The following is a 17,162-nucleotide window of genomic DNA, read 5'->3' as shown; positions in this document are numbered from 1 at the left end:
CGAGCCGGCGGGGCGCGCCGGCCGCGGCCACGAACCCGGGCACGTCGGCGGTCGCCGGGGCGCCGGGCGGGGTGTGCAGCTCGGCGGTGGCGCAGTCCGGGGCGGTGAGCAGCAGCCCGTACCCCTCGATCGTGCTGGTGGGCGGGCCGTGCCGGTCGGCGAAGCCCTCGACCCAGCGGGCGACGCGGGCCGGGTCGACCTCGACCCACCGGCCGCCCCCGGCCGCGGGTCGGCTGCTCATGCGAACGACGGTACGGCACCGGGAAGGGGCCGGACACCACGGGGAGAGACGGAACGCGGGAGGACACCGGACCGGTGCCCTCCCGCGTCCTCCCTCCGTCAGTGGACGGTGAGGTTTCCGCTGGTCAGCCTCACCTCGGCGGTGCCGGCCCCCGTCCAGTCGGACGAGAACAGCAGGGCACCGCCCTGCCACAGGGTGATCCCGGCGCTGTCGTTCCGGCCGGGGGCGCCCTTGTCGGTCACCGTCACGGCCAGGGTCAGCCCACCGGCCACCACGGTGCCGGTGCTGTCGACCAGGCTGGCCCGGTAGCGCACCTGCGCCACCCCGCCACTGCCGGTCAGGCCGACGCCCTCGACGGCGGTGCTCCGGATCTCGTAGTTCCGGCCACCGGACCGGAAGCCGACGGTGGCGGAACCGGTCGGGCTCTTACCGGGCTGGGCCGCCTTTGCGACCAGGTCGACGGTCACCGACGATCCGGTGGTCGCCGGGTACCGGCCGGCGGACCGGCCCGCGGCCAGCGCGCCCTCCCCGGTGAGGAACGACCCGTCGGAGGCCGCCACGGTCACCTGGGCGCTGGTGCCGCCCGTGTAGTGGCCGCCGACCGTCGCGGTGACGGTGTGGCTGCCCGCCGGCAGGGTCGCCTCACACGACGCGGACGCGCTGCTGCTGGCCGTGCCGAGCAGCTCCAGCACGCCGGTGCAGAGCGGCACGCCGCCCTCGGCGAAGGTGACCGTGGCGGTGCGGATGTCCCCCGCGGTGGTGTCCGTCGCACCGGGCAGCACGGCGCTGTCCCGGATGACGGCCCGCAGCAGGGCCTTCCCGGCGCCGCCGGTGGTCACCAGGGTGTCACCGGCCCAGCTCGCCGCCGCGTCCTCGGCGGCGACCCGGATCGTGAACGAGGTGGTCGCGGCCAGCCCGGTGCCGTCGGTGACGGTGACGGTGACCGGGTAGTCGCCCGGCGCCGCGCCGGTGGTCCCGGTGACCGTCCAGCTCCGCGTACCCGGCGTGCCGGCACCGGAGGTGGCCGACACGGCCAGGGACAGGCCCTCGGGCAGGCCGGCGGCGGCCGGGGTCAGCTCCGCCCCGACCGTGTCCGCGTCGGTCGCGGTGACCGTGACCGTCGGCGCAAGCCCGTCGCTGTACTGGACGGCGGCCCCACCCGCCGGGGCGTCGTTCGACACCACGGGCACGGCCCGGATGGTGAGGTCGGCGTCGTTCAGGTCGAAGAAGACGTTCCCGACCGCCTCGATCCGGATCCGCGCCTGCTTCGTCGCCACATTCGGCAGGGCCACCGTCGCGCTACCGGTGTTCGGGGTGCTCTCGGCCAGCACGTACGGGAAGGTCCTCCCGCCGTCGGCGGACAGCGTGATCTTCACCTGGGCGGCGTTCACCGGCGCCACGTCGGTCCCGGCCACGTCCCAGGTGACCGCCTGCGTGGAGCCACCGTCCAGGACGGCGGCGGAGCCCTGCGAGGTGACGAGGAACGGCCCGGCGTCCGGTGCCAGCACCACCGCGACGTCGGCGCTGCCGACGCCGCCACCACCCGGCCGCCCGTCCCGGGCGGTGAGCTTGAAGTGCATCGTGCGGTCGTTGGTGAACCCGACCCAGTCGCGGGTGGGCAGGAACTCGGAGTAGCAGTCGACGACGTCCGCCGGCACGTTCGTGGCACCACCGCTGACCGGCGGCGCCGGCGCGGGCGGGCAGGCGCCGGTCTTGGCGTTGGTGTTGCCCGCCAGGATCTGCGTCAGGTCCGGGAACACCCGGGTCGGGTCGGCGGACACCGCGTTCAGGCCGGGCGAGTGGTACTTCAGGGTGTCGCTCGGCGAGACGACGGCGGCCGTGCCGAACACCCGGAACAGCGGACCGTTGACCTTGGTGTTGTTCACCAGCGCGGTGCCGGCGGCGCCACCCCGGTCGTTCTGCTCCCACATATAGGTGACGGTGTCGCCGTCCGAGTCGGTGGCGCTGCCGGACAGGGCGAACGGGGTGCGTACCGGAATCCTGACGGTCGCCGGCACGGTGACCACCGGCGCGTGGTTGGCGGTCTCCTCGACCACGAAGCCGCCGTTGTCGATGGCGCCGCCCTTGGCGGTCTCGCCCACGAACCCGGACGCGCCGGAGAGGCCCGCCAGGGCGAGCGGGGCGACGTTGGTGGCGGCCAGGGTGCCACCGAAGGTGACCTGGAAGCCGGTGTCGTTGAGCACGCCGGTGCCGCCGAAGGCGGCCACGGTGACCGTCGCACCGGCCGGCCAGCCGGCGGTCGCCTCGACGGCCGCCTTGATGCCGGCCGTGCTGTAGTTGGCGCCCCGCATGATCGGCGCGGACTCGACGCCGTTCCAGGACACCGTGAACGAGTCGCCGTCCGTGTCGAAGTCGCGCAGCGAGACCGTCTGCACCTCGTTGATGGCCGGGCGGATGGAGGTGACGTAATTGGTGATCTCGGTGTAGCTGCGGTGCGACCAGTACGGGTCGCTGTGCGGCTGGAGGTTGTCCTGCTGGCAGATCCCGGCGTAGGCCATGATGGAGGATCCGCTGCCCGGCTCGTACGAGTTGGCCGCGCTCCGGTTGCCACCCGAGCAGTTCCACTGGTTGCCGTTGAAGGTGTGGTTGCCGGCAAACTGGTGGCCCATCTCGTGCGCCACGTAGTCCACCGCGTAGAAGTCACCGACCGGTGTGGGCAGGCCGGTGCAGCCCTGGGCCTTGCCGTTGCCGCCGATGACGCCGAGGCTCGCCACACCACCGCCGTTGACGCCGAGCCCGATGTGACCCACGTCGTAGTTGCCGGCGCCGACGAGCTGGCCGAGCACGATGCGGTTGCGGCTGAGCGTGCCGCTGCCGCAGGAGCTGAGCTGGGCCGGGGTAAAGCAGGCCGCCGCACCGCACGGGCCGTTGGGCTCGGTTGCGAGCGCCGGGGTGTTGAGGTTGGTCTTCTCGGTGTCGTTGATCAGCACGAGCCGGATCGCGGTCTCGTCCTCGTAGATCTGGGTGACCCGGTTCATCAGGGTGACCTTGGCCGCGGTGACGTTCTCCGCGCCGAAGAAGGTGGCGTAGGAGGGATCGGTCACCAGCGCCACCCGGTAGGTGCGCAGCAGCACCTTCGGTCCGGTGGGGACCTCGGTGGGCGCCACGCCCACCTCGCCTTCGAGGGCCTGGGCCGCCGCCATGACGTCCTCCCGCTCGACGAGGTCGCCGTGCGGGTTCTCCAGGTCCCGGACGAAGTAGCTCGCGTAGAGGCTCTGGTCCAGCTGGTAGTAGGGGTCGACGTACCAGTTCCCGGCCGCCGAGCGGACCGAGGCGTGGAAGCCGAGCGGCGTCAGGTCCGCGCGTACGGTCGCGGTCGGGTCGTCCAGGCCCCGACCGGCGTACGTGGTGATCTCGGGGTGCGCCGCGGCCAGGCCGGCCTCCATCACGGGCGAGTCCACCAGCTCGAAGCGCTGGAACGTCCCGTTCGGCGCGGGCAGCGTCACGACCTGGGACGACGCACGGAGGGACCGCTTCCGCTCCGGCGGCGCCTTGTCGAGCAGACCCTTCATGCTCTGCCGGTCCAGGGTGTACGTGGTCAGCCGCTCGGCGTGCACGGCCGCCTTGCGGCCGGCCTTGGTCGGTGCCGGCTTGCCGTCCACCTTGTGCCACGGGCCCCCGGCGGGCGGGGCCGCGCCGGCCGGGGCCGGAGCCGCCAGCGCCGGCAGCACCGCCGCGGCCAGCGCGGCGACCAGGAGTCCTGCGAGCCGCCCGCGTCGCGCCCGACGGTCTGCCGACCGGCGCGGTCGTCGTAACAGAGTGATCATCAGTCGTCGTCCCCCTGCTCGGTGAGAGTCGGTGGAGCCGCGCCCGTCCCGGATTGACGGGGCGTGCGCGGATGATCCACAGATGGCCACAAACCCTAGGCGGACCAGGGATTTCTTCACATCAGCCGGACAGCCGACACTCCTGACAGGACGGGGGTCGCCGCCGGTCAGCCCAGCAGTGTGGCGACGGCGAGCGCGGCGATGATCGCGCTGGACGCCAGCGCGGTCACCAGGCGGCCTCTCGGTCCGGTGAGGACCCGGCCGACCAGGGTGCCGCCGCCGGCGATCAGCAGCTGCCAGCTGGCCGAGGCCAGGAAGGCGCCGAGCACGAAGAGCCCCGCGCCCACCGGGTTCCGGCCGGTCGCGTCGTTGCGACCGAGGACGAGCGCCGCGAAGTAGATGACGGTGGCCGGGTTGAGCAGGGTCAGGGCCAGGATGCCGCCGAACGCCCGCCCGGCGGTGTCGAGGCCACGGTTGACGGCGGCGGCCCTGGCCGCAAGGCGGGACCGCAGCGCCCGCCACGCGCCGTGCGCGGCAAGGGCGAACAGCACCGCCGCGGCCACCAGCCGCAGCGGTTCGGCGACCGGCGCGATCACGGCCGCGACCGCGGCGCCGCCCAGTACCGCCACCGCCGCATAGAGGCCGTCGGCGGTGGCCACCCCGAGCGCGGCGGCCGCGCCGACCCGGAACGAGGTACGGGCGCTGAGCCCGAGGATGAGGATCGCGATCGCGCCGACCGGCACGGCGACGCCGTAGCCGGCCACGAGACCGGCGAGGAACGCCCCGGTCACGACGGTGGGCGGCGGGTCGAGGCGGCCGGCGGCAGGGTGCGCTGTCGGCGCGCGGCGGTGGCCGCACGGACAGGAACCTGCTTCGGGTACGCCTCGATCACGCGCCCATCGTGCCCTCCGCTCGCCCACCCCGCCACCCGATTTCCGCACCGGGCGGGCCACCCCGCGACGTGGAGTCGATCAAGGGGCCGAGACGGGGTCGAGCGCGGCACCCGAGGGGTGTCGCGCTCGACGGAACCGCGATCGGTCAGACGTTGAAGCCGAGGGAGCGGAGCTGGTCCCGGCCCTCGTCGGTGATCTTGTCGGGGCCCCACGGCGGCAGCCAGACCCAGTTGATCCGGATGTCGTCGACCAGGCCGCCGCCCGGGCCGGTCGTCAGCGCCTGCCGGGCCTGGTCCTCGATCACGTCGGTGAGGGGGCAGGCCGCCGAGGTCAGCGTCATGTCCAGGGTGGCGACGTTCTGGTCGTCGACGTGGATGCCGTACACCAGACCGAGGTCGACCACGTTGATGCCCAGCTCCGGGTCGACGACGTCCTTCATCGCCTCCTCGATGTCATCGATCGCGGCCTTGCCGCCGGCCGCCGACGTGGTGGCGGTCTCTTCGCTGCTCATGCCTTCACCTCCGGGCTCACGCCCACCCCGGCGCGTGCCGCGGCGTCCTTGAACGCCATCCACGACAGCAGCGCGCACTTCACCCGGGCCGGGTAGCGCGCGACACCCGCGAACGCCACCCCGTCTCCGAGCACGTCCTCGTCCGGCGTGACCTGGCCACGCCCGGACATCAACTCGACGAACGCCTCGTGCACCGCGGCGACGTCGTCGGCGGCCCGGCCGCGCAGCAGCTCGTGCAGCACGCTGGCCGACGCCTGGCTGATCGAGCAGCCCATCCCGTCGTACGAGATGTCGGTGAACACCTTGCCGTCGGTGGCCACCCGCACGGTGATCTCGTCGCCGCAGGTCGGGTTGACGTGGTGCGCCTCGCCGACCCGGGCCGCCGGGTCCGTCGCGTCCCGCAGGCCACGGCCGTGCGGGTGCTTGTAGTGGTCCAGGATGATCTCCTGGTAGAGCTGGTCGAGCTGCATCAGTCGAACACCTTCCGCACCTGCTCGAGACCGGCCACCAACGCGTCGATCTCCTCCGTGGTGGTGTACAGGTAGAACGAGGCCCGGGTCATGGCCGGCACGCCGAACCGGGTGCACACCGGTTTGGCGCAGTGGTGACCTACGCGGACCTGCACGCCGAGCGAGTCGAGCACCTGCCCGACGTCGTGCGGGTGCACGTCGCCGAGCGCGAAGGAGATCGTGCCACCCCGGCCGACCGGCACGTTCGGGCCGAAGATCCGCAGGCCCGGCACGGTGGCGAGGGCGTCCAGCGCGTACGCCGTCAGCTCCTTCTCGTGCCACTGGATCGCGCGCATCCCGATCCCGGTGAGGTAGTCGACCGCCGCGCCGAGCGCGACCGCCTCGGCGATCGGCGGGGTGCCCGCCTCGAACCGGGCCGGCGGGGCGGCGAACGTGGAGCGCGCCATCGACACGGTCTCGATCATCGAGCCGCCGCCGAACACCGGGGGCATGGCGGCGAGCAGTTCGCCCCGGCCCCAGAGCACGCCGATGCCGGTCGGGCCGCACATCTTGTGCCCGGTGAAGACGATGAAGTCCGCGTCGTAGTCGACCACGTCCATCGGCAGGTGCGGCACCGACTGCGAGCAGTCGAGCAGCAGCAGGGCGCCCACCTCGCGGACCCGCTGGGTGATCCGCGCGGTGGCGTTGACCGTGCCGAGGATGTTGGACATGTGCACCAGCGAGACGATCTTCGTCCGCTCGGTGACCAGGTCGTCCAGCCCGGACTCGTCGAGCCGGCCGTGGTCGGTGACCGGGAACCAGCGCAGGGTCGCGCCGGTCCGCTCCGCGAGGAGCTGCCACGGGACGATGTTCGAGTGGTGCTCCATCTCGGAGATGACGATCTCGTCGCCCGGCCCGATCCGGAAGCGCGGGTCGGCGTCCGGACGCAGCGAGGCGTTGGAGAACGCGTACGCCACCAGGTTGATCGCCTCGGTGGAGTTCTTGGTGAAGACCACCTCGTCCACGCTGGGCGCGTTGATGAAGGCGGCGATCTTCGCCCGGGCCCCCTCGTACGCCTCGGTCGCCTCGGTGCCCAGCGTGTGCACCGAGCGCGAGACGTTGGCGTTGTGCATCGCGTAGTGCTCGGCGAGCACGTCGAGCACCTGCCGCGGCTTGTGCGAGGTGTTGGCGCTGTCGAGGTAGACCAGCGGGTGTCCGTTGACCTCCCGGTCCAGGATCGGGAAGTCGGCCCGCACCCGCGCCACGTCGAAGCGGGGCACGTCGTCGTACTGCGGCATGCCCGACGGGATCGCGATGGAGGTCATCGTGCTCAGGCCCGCGCCGAACCGGCCCCGGCGACGTACCGCTCGTAGCCCTCTTCCTCGAGCTTGTCGGCCAGCTCCGGGCCGCCCTGCTCGACGATCCGGCCGGCCACGAAGACGTGCACGAAGTCGGGCTTGATGTAGCGCAGGATCCGCGTGTAGTGGGTGATCAGCAGCAGGCCGGTGTCGCCGGTGTCGCGCACCCGGTTGACGCCCTCGCTGACCACGCGCAGCGCGTCCACGTCGAGGCCGGAGTCGGTCTCGTCGAGGATGGCGATCCTCGGCTTGAGCAGCTCCAGCTGCATGATCTCGTGCCGCTTCTTCTCACCGCCGGAGAAGCCCTCGTTGACGTTGCGCTGGGCGAACGCCGGGTCCATCTGGAGCTTCTCCATGGCGCCGCGCAGCTCGCCGGCCCAGGTGCGCAGCTTCGGCGCCTCGCCGTCGATGGCGGTCTTGGCGGTACGGAGGAAGTTGGCGACCGAGACGCCGGGGACCTCGACCGGGTACTGCATGGCCAGGAAGAGGCCGGCGCGGGCCCGCTCGTCGACGGACATGGCCAGCACGTCCTCGCCGTCGAGGGTCACCGAGCCGCCGGTGATCTCGTACTTGGGGTGACCGGCGATCGAGTACGCCAGGGTCGACTTGCCGGAGCCGTTCGGGCCCATGATCGCGTGGGTCTCGCCCGACTTCACGGTCAGGTCGACACCGGCCAGGATCGGCTTGAGCTCACCCTCGGGCAGCTTGACCGACACCTTCAGGTCGCGGATCTCCAGGGTGCTCATTATCGGGTCACTCCATTGCTCGGCGTCAGGCTGACGTAGATGTCGCCGTCGCGGACTTCGACGGGGTAGACGGGAACGGGTTCGGTCGCGGGCAGCCCGGTGGGCTCGCCGGTCCGTAGGTCGAAACGGGATCCGTGCAGCCAGCATTCCAGCGTGCAGCCGTCGACCTCGCCCTCGGAGAGGGCCACCGCGGCGTGCGAGCACTCGTCGTACACGGCGTAGAAGTTGTCGTCCTCGCCGTGCACGATGGCGATCTGGGTGCCGTCGACGTCGGCGCTGATCGCGGTGCCCTTCGGCACGTCCTCGGTCGAGCAGATCTTGATCATCAGGCGCCGGCCTTGGTGAGGCGGGCCTCGATCGCGTCGCCGAGCCGCTCGCGCAGCTCCTCGACGGGGATCTTGTTGATCAGCTCGGCGAAGAAGCCGCGGACCACCAGGCGGCGCGCCTCGCCCTCCGGGATGCCCCGGGCCATCAGGTAGAAGAGCTGCTCGTCGTCGAAGCGGCCGGTCGCGCTCGCGTGCCCGGCGCCGGCGATCTCGCCGGTCTCGATCTCCAGGTTCGGCACCGAGTCCGCCCGGGCGCCGTCGGTGAGCAGCAGGTTCCGGTTGATCTCGTACGTGTCGGTGCCGGTCGCCTCGGCCCGGATCAGCACGTCACCCACCCAGACGGTGTGCGCGCTCTCGCCCTGCAGGGCGCCCCGGTAGCCGACGTAGCTGCGGCAGTCCGGCACGGTGTGGTCGACCAGCTGGCGGTGCTCCAGGTGCTGGCCGGAGTCGGCGAAGTAGACGCCGTACAGCTCGGCCTCGCCGCCGCGCTGCGTGTACTCCACCGAGGTGTACTGCCGGACCAGGTCGCCGCCGAGGCTCACCTGGACGTGCACCACCTTGGCGTCGCGGCCCAGCTTCACCTTGAGGTGCTGGGCCTGCACCGCGTCGTCGGCCCAGTCGGCGACGGTGACCAGGGTCAGCTTCGCGCCGTCGGCCACCGCCACCTCGACGTTGTCGGCCAGGGTGGCGGACCCGACGTGCTCCAGCACCAGGGTCACCTCGGCGAACCGGCCCACCTCGACGAAGGTGTGGCCGAGGGCGAGCGCGTCCGCGCCCCCGCCGACCACCCGCAGGCTCACCGGGGTCTCGACCACGGCGTCCCGGGCGACCTGCACCAGCAGCGCCTCGTCGACCCCGCCGTACGCCAGCGCGCTGACCCGGTCGAACGGGGTGAGCACGCTGCCCACCCGCGGGTCGTCCTTGCCGATCCGGCCGACGGTGACGCTCTCGGGCAGGTCGCCGTACTCGTGGCGGACCGCGCCGGTCGCGGCCTGCGCCTCCCCGGCCAGGGCGCGCAGGCGCTTGAGCGGGGTGAAGCGCCACTCCTCCTCCAGGCCGGTGAGGGCCGGGAAGTCGGCGACGTCGTACGAGCGGAGCGCCTGCGACTTGGTCGTGGGCGGCGCGGAAGCCTGGGTAGTCATCTCTTCCTTGGTCTGTTCTGCGACGACGGTGTCATTAAACGGAGGGTGGGTCGGGGTCCGCGCGGCCCGGCCCGACGGGTCGGGCCGCGGGAATCAGCCGACGGCGCCTTCCATCTGGAGCTCGATCAGCCGGTTGAGCTCCAGGGCGTACTCCATCGGAAGCTCCTTGGCGATCGGCTCGATGAAGCCGCGCACGATCATCGCCATCGCCTCGTCCTCGCTCAGCCCCCGGCTCATCAGGTAGAAGAGCTGGTCGTCGCTGATCTTGGAGACGGTCGCCTCGTGCCCCATCGACACGTCGTCCTCGCGGATGTCGACGTAGGGGTAGGTGTCGGAGCGGGAGATGGTGTCGACCAGCAGCGCGTCGCACTTGACCGTGCTCCGGCTGCTGTGCGAGCCCTCCAGCACCTGCACCAGGCCCCGGTAGGAGGTGCGGCCGCCGCCCCGGGCGATCGACTTCGACACGATGGTCGAGGAGGTGTGCGGCGCGGCGTGCACCATCTTGGCGCCCGCGTCCTGGTGCTGGCCCTCGCCGGCCATGGCCACCGAGAGCACCTCGCCCTTGGCGTGCTCGCCGGTCATGTAGACCGCCGGGTACTTCATGGTCACCTTGGAGCCGATGTTGCCGTCGACCCACTCCATGGTCGCGCCCTCGTGGCAGACGGCGCGCTTGGTGACCAGGTTGTAGACGTTGTTCGACCAGTTCTGGATGGTCGTGTAGCGGCACCGGGCGTTCTTCTTGACGATGATCTCCACGACCGCGCTGTGCAGCGAGTCCGAGGAGTAGAGCGGCGCGGTGCAGCCCTCGACGTAGTGCACGTACGCGCCCTCGTCGACGATGATCAGCGTCCGCTCGAACTGGCCCATGTTCTCCGTGTTGATCCGGAAGTAGGCCTGCAGCGGGATCTCCACGTGCACGCCCTTCGGCACGTAGATGAACGAGCCACCGGACCAGACGGAGGTGTTCAGCGCGGCGAACTTGTTGTCGCCGACCGGGATCACCGTGCCGAAGTACTCCTTGAAGATGTCCTCGTGCTCGCGCAGCGCGGTGTCGGTGTCCAGGAAGATGACACCCTGCTCCTCGAGGTCCTCACGGATCTTGTGGTAGACGACCTCGGACTCGTACTGCGCCGCGACACCGGCGACCAGCCGCTGCTTCTCCGCCTCGGGGATGCCCAGCCGGTCGTAGGTGTTCTTGATGTCCTCGGGCAGGTCCTCCCAACTGGTGGCCTGCTTCTCGGTGGACCGCACGAAGTACTTGATGTTGTCGAAGTCGATTCCGGTGAGGTCCGCGCCCCAGGCCGGCATCGGCTTGCGGCCGAACAGCCGCAGGCCCTTCAGGCGCAGGTCGAGCATCCAGGCCGGCTCGTTCTTCTTGGCCGAGATGTCCCGCACCACCGCCTCGTTGAGGCCGCGCTGGGCGGCCGCCCCGGCGACGTCGGGGTCGGCCCAGCCGTACTCGTAGCGACCGAGGGCGGCGAGCTGCTCCTCCTGGGTCAGGGGCTGGACGATCTGCTCGGTCATCTATCTGTCCTCACAGTGGTGACGGTGTTACCGGACTGGGCACGCGGCTGGGTGGGGATGTGCGTGGTGCACACCCCGTCGCCGTGCGCGATGGTGGCCAGGCGCTGCACGTGGGTGCCGACCAGACGGGAGATCACCGCGGTCTCGGCCTCGCACAGCTGGGGGAACTCGGCGGCCACGTGCGCCACCGGGCAGTGGTGCTGGCACAGCTGGCCGCCGGAGGCGATCGTGGACGCGTTGGCAGCGTAACCCTCGGCGGTCAGCGCCCCGGCGAGCGCCTCCGCCCGGGCGAGCGGGTCGTCGCCGGCGTCCTCCATGGCGGCGCGGCAGCGCTCCTCCAACGCGGTCACCTGCTCGGCGGCGAACGCCTCGACCGCCGGCGAGCCGCCGGTGCGGGCGATCCAGCGCAGCGCGGCCGTGGCGATGTTGTCGTAGTGGTGGGTGCCGCAGCGCACCCGGGCCGCCTCGGTGAGCACGAAGACCTTGGCCGGTCGGCCCCGGCCCCGGCTGCCCCGGACGATTTGCTCGCGGGCCTCCACGTCGCCGTCGGCGAGCATCGCGTCGAGGTGCCGGCGGATCGCGGCCGGGCTGAGCCCGAGCGCCGAGCCGAGCTGGGCCGCGGTGGTCGCGCCCTGCTCCAGCAGCAGCTGGGTGACCCGGTCGCGGGTGGAGAGGTCGGTGGACGCGGCCGTATTGACGACCGGAGCGGTCGCCTGGTGGTGCCCGGAGAGCGCCGCCGCGTTTTTCACAACGCCAACGTTACGTAATTCGCCGAACGCCCGCAAACCCGGGGTCCGGTGATCCCGACCACCGGTGCGGCGGAGTCACCCGATCGGGATCCACTACGGTGCGTAGGATTCGCTCCGTGAAGGCTTCCGTCCGGTTCCCGGTCTCCCCCACGCTGCTGCGTCGCCTCGCGTACACCTCGATCATCGCGAACGTGGCGATCGTGGTCACCGGCGGGGCGGTCCGGCTCACGGCGTCCGGTCTCGGCTGCCCCACCTGGCCCCGGTGCACCGACGAGTCGTACCACGCCACGGCCGAGATGGGTGTGCACGGGGTGATCGAGTTCGGCAACCGGCTGCTCACCTTCGCGGTGGGGGTCATCGCGCTGGCCGTGGTGCTCGCCGTGCTGGCCCAGCGGACCCGCCCGCGCGGCCTGCTGCCGATGGCGATCGGCGTGCTGTTCGGCATCCCCGCCCAGGCGGTGATCGGCGGCATCACCGTGCTCACCCACCTGAACCCGTGGGTGGTCGGGCTGCACTTCCTCGCCTCGATGGTGGTGATCGCCGCCGCGTACGCGCTCTGGCGGCGCACGGTCGAGCCGGACGGGCCGGCCCGCCCGACCGTGCCGGCGCCGCTGCGTACCCTCGCCGTGCTCACCACCGTGGTCAGCGCGGCCGTGCTGGTGGTCGGCACCTGGGTGACCGGCAGCGGGCCGCACGCGGGCGACCAGGGCGCGGCCCGCAACGGCCTGGACCCGGAGGCGATCTCCCAGGTGCACGCCGACGGGGTGTTCCTGCTCATCGGCCTCTCGGTGGCGCTGCTCTTCGCGTTCCGCGCGGTGGGCGCCGCCCGGGCCGCCCGGGCCGCCGGGGTGCTGGTCGCGGTCGAGTTGGGCCAGGGCCTGATCGGCTTCGTGCAGTACTTCACCCACCTGCCCGCCGTGCTGGTCGCCGCGCACATGCTCGGCTCCTGCCTGGTGCTGCTGGCGACCCTGGGCATGCTCTGGGCCACCCGGGAGCGGCGTCCGGCCGCCCCGCCGGCCCCCGCCACCGCGACCACCCCGGCCGACCAGCCGGTCACCGCCGCGGCCTGAGGCGCGTCCCGGCGGCGTTACCCCTCGCCGGCAGCGGGAAAGCGGTCCGGGCCACGGACCGTCCGCCCGAGGGGAGCCGCCGGTGTCGCGCAGGGGTCTGGCCACGACCGTCCCGCAGCGGCTGACGCCGGTGGCCGGCGCGCCGCTGTGGTGCGACGCACACGAGTTCGGGCTCACCGGCGACGGCGTGACCAACGACCAGCCGGCGCTGGCCGCGCTGGTGGACCGGCTGGGCGAGGGATACGACGCCGACGGCCGCGCCCGGGTGATCTACTGCCCGCCGGGCATCTACTCGATCCGGGACGCCGGCACCGTCTGGCGGAGCGGGGTGTCGCTGGTCGGCGCGGGATCGGCGGCGACCCGGTTCCTGCTCAGCAACGAGGGCAACCGGGACGATCCCGTCCCGCTGGCGTACTGGACGACGGTGCAGCACGGCGCGGACCGGGACCGGCACATCGCGGACTGCACCTTCGCCGACTTCGAGATCGACGGTTCCGGCGTCGGCATGGCCCGGTACAACTACCTCGCCAAGGGCCTCGGCCTCCAGTACGTGGTGCGCGGCGTCTTCCGCAACCTCTACATCCACCACACCGGGGCGACCGGCCTGGGCTGCGACTTCCTCCAGGACAGCCTGATCGACGGGGTGGTCGTGGTGGGCTGCGGCCGGCTGGACAACGGCGAGCAGATGGGCGGCGCGGGCATCGGCGTCGGCATCGGCGGCTGGGGCGACGTGGAGCGGCTCACCATCGCCAACTGCACCACCCTCGGCAACGGGACCAACGGGATCTTCCTGGAGCTGCAGAAGGACTACTGGCCGCCGCCGCGCGGCTTCCGCATCGTCGGGTGCCACAGCCAGGCCAACCGCTTCGGCATCTCCGACTGGGGCGCCGACGGGTTGGTCGTCTCGGCCTGCACGCTGACGAACAACCTGGAGGCGGGCTTCGACGTCTCGGCCAACGGCACGGCCGGGGTCGCCGGTCGCGGCGGGCTGCTCACCGACTGCGTGATCGACCGCAACGTGGGCGACGGGATCAGCATGGGCAACACCCCCGGCCCGTACGCGGTCCGGGGCAACCGGATCAGCCGCAACGGCGGCTACGGCTACCACGAGCACGACCTGGGCCACGGATACCGGGGCGCGGCGGCGGACGTGGTGATCGAGGGGAACGACATCTGGGACAACGCGCTGGACGGGATCCGGATCGACCGGCCGATGATCGACGCGGCGGTGGTGAGCAACCGGATCCGGGACAACGGGCGCCGGTCCGCGCCGGCGTGCGGCGGCTCCGGCGCGACCGTGCGGTACGCCCCGCGCCGGGTCACCGACGGGACGGCGGACTGGCCGCCCGGCGGGCACCGGGGCAAGGTCGTGCGGGTCGACTCGCGGACCGCGGTGGTGGCCGACAACACCGGCACGGAGCTGTCCCTGGCCGAGGTGCGGCCCGACGGCGCCACCGGCTGGAACGAGGCCACCCCGGCGCCCGGCACGCCGTACGAGCTGCCCGCCGGGCCGCCGGAACGCGCCGGGATCGCGGTCAACGCCCCGTTCGACTCGGCCACCGTGCGGGGCAACCGGATCTGGCACCGGGACGGGCACACCCAGACCTACGGGTTCTGGGTGACCGGCGCGGGCAGTTGCGTCTCGTGCCGGGTGGAGGACAACGACTTCGCCGGGAACGAGGCCGCCGTCCGGCTGGACACCCCGCCGACCGACGGCCGCTGGGACCGCAACCACTGCGACGGGGAATGACGCCGGCTCCGGCCCGCTCGCGCGGGCCGGAGCGCGGGTCAGGACCGCCGGGCCAGGTGGGTGGCTACCGCCGCGGCGAGCCGGTCCGGGGCGCCGTCGGCGTACCCGATGAACAGGCTCGGCTCGGTCAGCTCCAGCTCGACCAGGACGGGCGCCCCGTCCGGGCCGGGGATCAGGTCCACCCGGGCGTAGAGCAGCCGGTCGGTGCCGCCGGGCACGACCGCCAGGGTCTTCTCCGCCGTGTCGAGCTGCTCCGGGCTGGCCGTCCGGGCGTCGATCCGCTCCTCCTTGTAGAGCTCGGCCACGCCGCGGTCGGGGCCGGTCAGCATCGGCCCCTTGCGGATCGCGTGGCTGAACGCCAGGCCGTCCGGCCCGGCCAGGAAGAGCAGCGCGGTCTCCCCGGCGGTGTCCACCGCGCCGAGGTACGGCTGGACCATGGTGACCCGGCCGGCGGCGGAGAGCCGCCGTACGTGCGCCACGGCCAGCTCCCGGTGCTCCGGGTCGGCCAGGTCGTACCGGCCGGTGTCCTGACTGCCGGCGCTGACCGCCGGCTTGATCACGTACTCCCCGGCGTCGGCGGGCGGGCTCCAGTCCGCGCCCGGCTCGACCCAGGCGGTCGGCACCGTGGGCACGCCGGCCGCGGACAGCTCGGCCAGGTAGCGCTTGTCGGTGTTCCAGGCGACCACGTCGGCCGGGTTGACCAGGGTCGGCACGGTCCGCGCCCAGGCGACGAACTCGTCGCGGCGCAACGCGTAGTCCCAGGGCGAGCGGAGCACGACCAGGTCGTAGCCGGACCAGTCCACGGCCGGGTCGTCCCAGACCACCGCCTCGGCGGCGACGCCGCGGGCGGCGAGCGGGGCGAGCACGAGTCGGTCGTCCGGGTCGAGGTCGGGCAGGGCCGTGCAGGTGACGAGAGCGACCCGGGGTTCCCCCCGGGTCGGCTGGTGGTGGGTGGTCAATTTATGTCAACGGGCCATCGTGCGCCGGGCCATCGACCGCCAGAGGTCGTTGCTCGGACGCATCTGGTCCATCAGCTCACGCTCCCAGGCGTTCTCGACGGTGACCCCTGCGGTGGCGCAGGCCTGCCGTGCGATGTCGGTGCCGTCGGCGAACTGGTCAGCCCACACCCCGTCGGAACCCACGAGGACGATGCGTGCGCCGCGCTTGCCGACGTACTCGATGACCGCCTTCGCCCCGCCGTGTCCGGCGGCGAACGACTTGATTCCCGCAACCAGGCCGTTGGGGGCCTGCTCGGTGGTCTTGTCAGCCGTGAGCGTCGTATCGGAACCATCTGCCATGACGCGAAGCCTAAGCAGACATCCACCCGGATGTGCGAGAACGATGAACTGAATGTGATGCCAATTACCTACGGGTTTAAGGAAGACCACAGGCAATTTGCCCGTACATGTCGTCTATTCCGGGACAAAGCGGGCGGGGAAGATCGTCACAGTCTGTCCGGGTTGAGCCGGTCCGACTCACGGCGAAAAAAATTCTGATGAAATCGCTGACAGGCGGGGAAACCATCCACCCCGGCCGGTCGCCGGACTAGAGCAGGGCGTCGAGGGCGACGGCCGCGAACAGGATGGTGAGGTATGTGGTGGACCAGTGGAACAGCCGCATCGGCTTGACCGCCTCACCCCGCGCCGCCCGGCGGCAGAGCTTGTGCGCCTCGACGACGAAGATGCCGCCGACCACCAGCGCGGTGACGCCGTAGACGGGGCTCATCCCGAGCGGCCACACGGCCAGCGACGAGAGCAGGGTCAGCCAGGAGAAGAGGATGATCTCCGCGTTGACCCGGCGGACCGAGGCCACCACCGGCAGCATCGGGATGCCGGCCCGGGCGTAGTCGGCCTTGTACTTGATGGCCAGCGCGTAGAAGTGCGGCATCTGCCAGAAGAAGACCACCGCGAACAGGCCCCACGCGGCCGGGGCCAGCGAGCCGGTGACCGCCGCCCACCCGATCAGCACCGGCGCGGCCCCGCAGGCGCCGCCCCAGAAGGTGTTGGCGGCCGTGGTGCGCTTCAGCCAGAGCGTGTAGACCAGGTCGTAGTAGGCGATCGCGGCCAGCGTCAGCCCGGCCGCGAGCCAGTTGGTCGCGACGGCCATCAGCGCCACCGAGACCACCGCCAGCACCAGGCCGAAAACCAGCGCGCTGCGCGGCGACACGGTGTGCGCCGGCAGCGGCCGGCGCTTGGTGCGCCGCATCAACTGGTCGATGTCCCGGTCGATGTAGCAGTTCAGCACGCTGGCCGCGCCCGCGGCGAGCGAGCCGCCGACCAGCACCACGGCCACCAGCCAGAGCGACGGCAGGCCGCCGTCGGCCAGCATCATCGCCGGCACGGTGGTGACCAGCAGCAGCTCGACGATCCGGGGCTTGGTGAGCGCCACGTACGCGGCCACCACGGCCCGTACGTCCCGTCGACCGGTCGCCGACACCTCCGTCACCGTGCGCACCGGCGGCTGCCCGGCAGAGTCGCTGACGGGGCGCTCGGTGATCATGCTCACGGATTGCCACCTTCCGGCTTCGGCGGGGGAGGTCGGTGTCGGCCCGGACCCCTCGGGGTCCACACACCGCCCCACACACTACGCGTCGTCGTTTTGGCTGCCCCGGAGAC

General features: G+C 72.1%; 15 protein-coding genes and 1 pseudogene. 2 read left to right on the top strand and 14 right to left on the bottom strand.

All coding sequences use genetic code 11. The features are described 5' to 3' along the window. From B0E53_RS09600 to B0E53_RS09550, 11 genes and pseudogenes are all read right to left on the bottom strand, one after another. Nucleotides 1-241 (bottom strand): annotated as a pseudogene (locus B0E53_RS09600) (hypothetical protein); the annotation flags it as partial. A 98-nt stretch (nucleotides 242-339) separates the two neighbouring features. Beyond that, nucleotides 340-4,029: a M12 family metallo-peptidase gene (locus B0E53_RS09595; protein ID WP_107075703.1), complete on the bottom strand. Its 3,690-nt coding sequence runs from the start codon at nucleotides 4,027-4,029 to the stop codon at nucleotides 340-342. Nucleotides 4,030-4,196: 167 nt separating this feature from the next. Beyond that, nucleotides 4,197-4,820, bottom strand: a complete 624-nt coding sequence (locus B0E53_RS09590) for a LysE family transporter (protein ID WP_107075702.1) — start codon at nucleotides 4,818-4,820, stop codon at nucleotides 4,197-4,199. A 247-nt stretch (nucleotides 4,821-5,067) separates the two neighbouring features. Next, entirely contained in the window at nucleotides 5,068-5,433 is a 366-nt protein-coding gene (locus tag B0E53_RS09585) for a metal-sulfur cluster assembly factor (protein ID WP_246835316.1), read from the bottom strand. Beyond that, nucleotides 5,430-5,903 carry a Fe-S cluster assembly sulfur transfer protein SufU gene (sufU, locus tag B0E53_RS09580; protein ID WP_107075701.1) on the bottom strand — a complete coding sequence of 158 codons (474 nt, stop codon included), beginning with the start codon at nucleotides 5,901-5,903 and terminating at the stop codon, nucleotides 5,430-5,432. The genes B0E53_RS09585 and sufU overlap by 4 nt, the downstream gene beginning before the upstream one ends. Then, complete coding sequence (locus B0E53_RS09575) at nucleotides 5,903-7,207, bottom strand: cysteine desulfurase (RefSeq protein ID WP_107075700.1); 1,305 nt, start codon at nucleotides 7,205-7,207, stop codon at nucleotides 5,903-5,905. The genes sufU and B0E53_RS09575 overlap by 1 nt, the downstream gene beginning before the upstream one ends. A gap of 5 nt (nucleotides 7,208-7,212) precedes the next feature. Continuing rightward, the gene (sufC, locus tag B0E53_RS09570) at nucleotides 7,213-7,986 is read right to left on the bottom strand and encodes a Fe-S cluster assembly ATPase SufC (protein ID WP_107075699.1); all 774 of its coding nucleotides are present in this window, start codon (nucleotides 7,984-7,986) and stop codon (nucleotides 7,213-7,215) included. Then, nucleotides 7,986-8,312, bottom strand: coding sequence for a non-heme iron oxygenase ferredoxin subunit (locus B0E53_RS09565; RefSeq protein WP_088961257.1), 327 nt, complete (start codon nucleotides 8,310-8,312; stop codon nucleotides 7,986-7,988). Before B0E53_RS09565 ends, sufC begins: the two co-directional genes overlap by 1 nt. Next, nucleotides 8,312-9,454 carry a Fe-S cluster assembly protein SufD gene (gene sufD, locus B0E53_RS09560; RefSeq protein WP_107075698.1) on the bottom strand — a complete coding sequence of 381 codons (1,143 nt, stop codon included), beginning with the start codon at nucleotides 9,452-9,454 and terminating at the stop codon, nucleotides 8,312-8,314. The genes B0E53_RS09565 and sufD overlap by 1 nt, the downstream gene beginning before the upstream one ends. 93 nt (nucleotides 9,455-9,547) lie before the next feature. Further along, nucleotides 9,548-10,978 (bottom strand): Fe-S cluster assembly protein SufB, encoded by a 1,431-nt coding sequence (sufB, locus tag B0E53_RS09555; protein WP_107075697.1) that lies wholly within the window; start codon nucleotides 10,976-10,978, stop codon nucleotides 9,548-9,550. Beyond that, complete coding sequence (locus B0E53_RS09550; RefSeq protein WP_246835317.1) at nucleotides 10,975-11,625, bottom strand: transcriptional regulator; 651 nt, start codon at nucleotides 11,623-11,625, stop codon at nucleotides 10,975-10,977. The genes sufB and B0E53_RS09550 overlap by 4 nt, the downstream gene beginning before the upstream one ends. Before the next feature lie 200 nt (nucleotides 11,626-11,825). Between B0E53_RS09550 and B0E53_RS09545 the strand changes: the two genes are divergently transcribed. Both B0E53_RS09545 and B0E53_RS09540 read left to right on the top strand, forming a co-directional pair. Continuing rightward, nucleotides 11,826-12,797, top strand: a complete 972-nt coding sequence (locus tag B0E53_RS09545) for a COX15/CtaA family protein (protein ID WP_210406009.1) — start codon at nucleotides 11,826-11,828, stop codon at nucleotides 12,795-12,797. Between the two features lie 82 nt (nucleotides 12,798-12,879). Beyond that, nucleotides 12,880-14,547, top strand: a complete 1,668-nt coding sequence (locus tag B0E53_RS09540) for a right-handed parallel beta-helix repeat-containing protein (RefSeq protein ID WP_107075694.1) — start codon at nucleotides 12,880-12,882, stop codon at nucleotides 14,545-14,547. 38 nt (nucleotides 14,548-14,585) lie between these two features. On the opposite strand, the gene B0E53_RS09535 is transcribed toward B0E53_RS09540, so the two are convergent. From B0E53_RS09535 to B0E53_RS09525, 3 genes are all read right to left on the bottom strand, one after another. After that, nucleotides 14,586-15,506: a hypothetical protein gene (locus B0E53_RS09535; protein WP_107075693.1), complete on the bottom strand. Its 921-nt coding sequence runs from the start codon at nucleotides 15,504-15,506 to the stop codon at nucleotides 14,586-14,588. Between the two features lie 6 nt (nucleotides 15,507-15,512). After that, a complete protein-coding gene (locus B0E53_RS09530; RefSeq protein WP_107075692.1) occupies nucleotides 15,513-15,845 on the bottom strand; it encodes a hypothetical protein in 333 nt (110 codons plus the stop codon). A 247-nt stretch (nucleotides 15,846-16,092) separates the two neighbouring features. Beyond that, nucleotides 16,093-17,052: a heme o synthase gene (locus B0E53_RS09525; protein WP_107075691.1), complete on the bottom strand. Its 960-nt coding sequence runs from the start codon at nucleotides 17,050-17,052 to the stop codon at nucleotides 16,093-16,095. Between the last annotated feature and the right edge of the window lie 110 nt (nucleotides 17,053-17,162).

The sequence above is a fragment of the Micromonospora sp. MH33 genome, assembly GCF_003013775.1.
Classification (GTDB): Bacteria; Actinomycetota; Actinomycetes; order Mycobacteriales; family Micromonosporaceae; genus Micromonospora; species Micromonospora fulviviridis.
The sequence above is the reverse complement of the archived record's forward strand: the minus strand, read 5'-3'. Positions and strand labels throughout refer to the sequence as shown.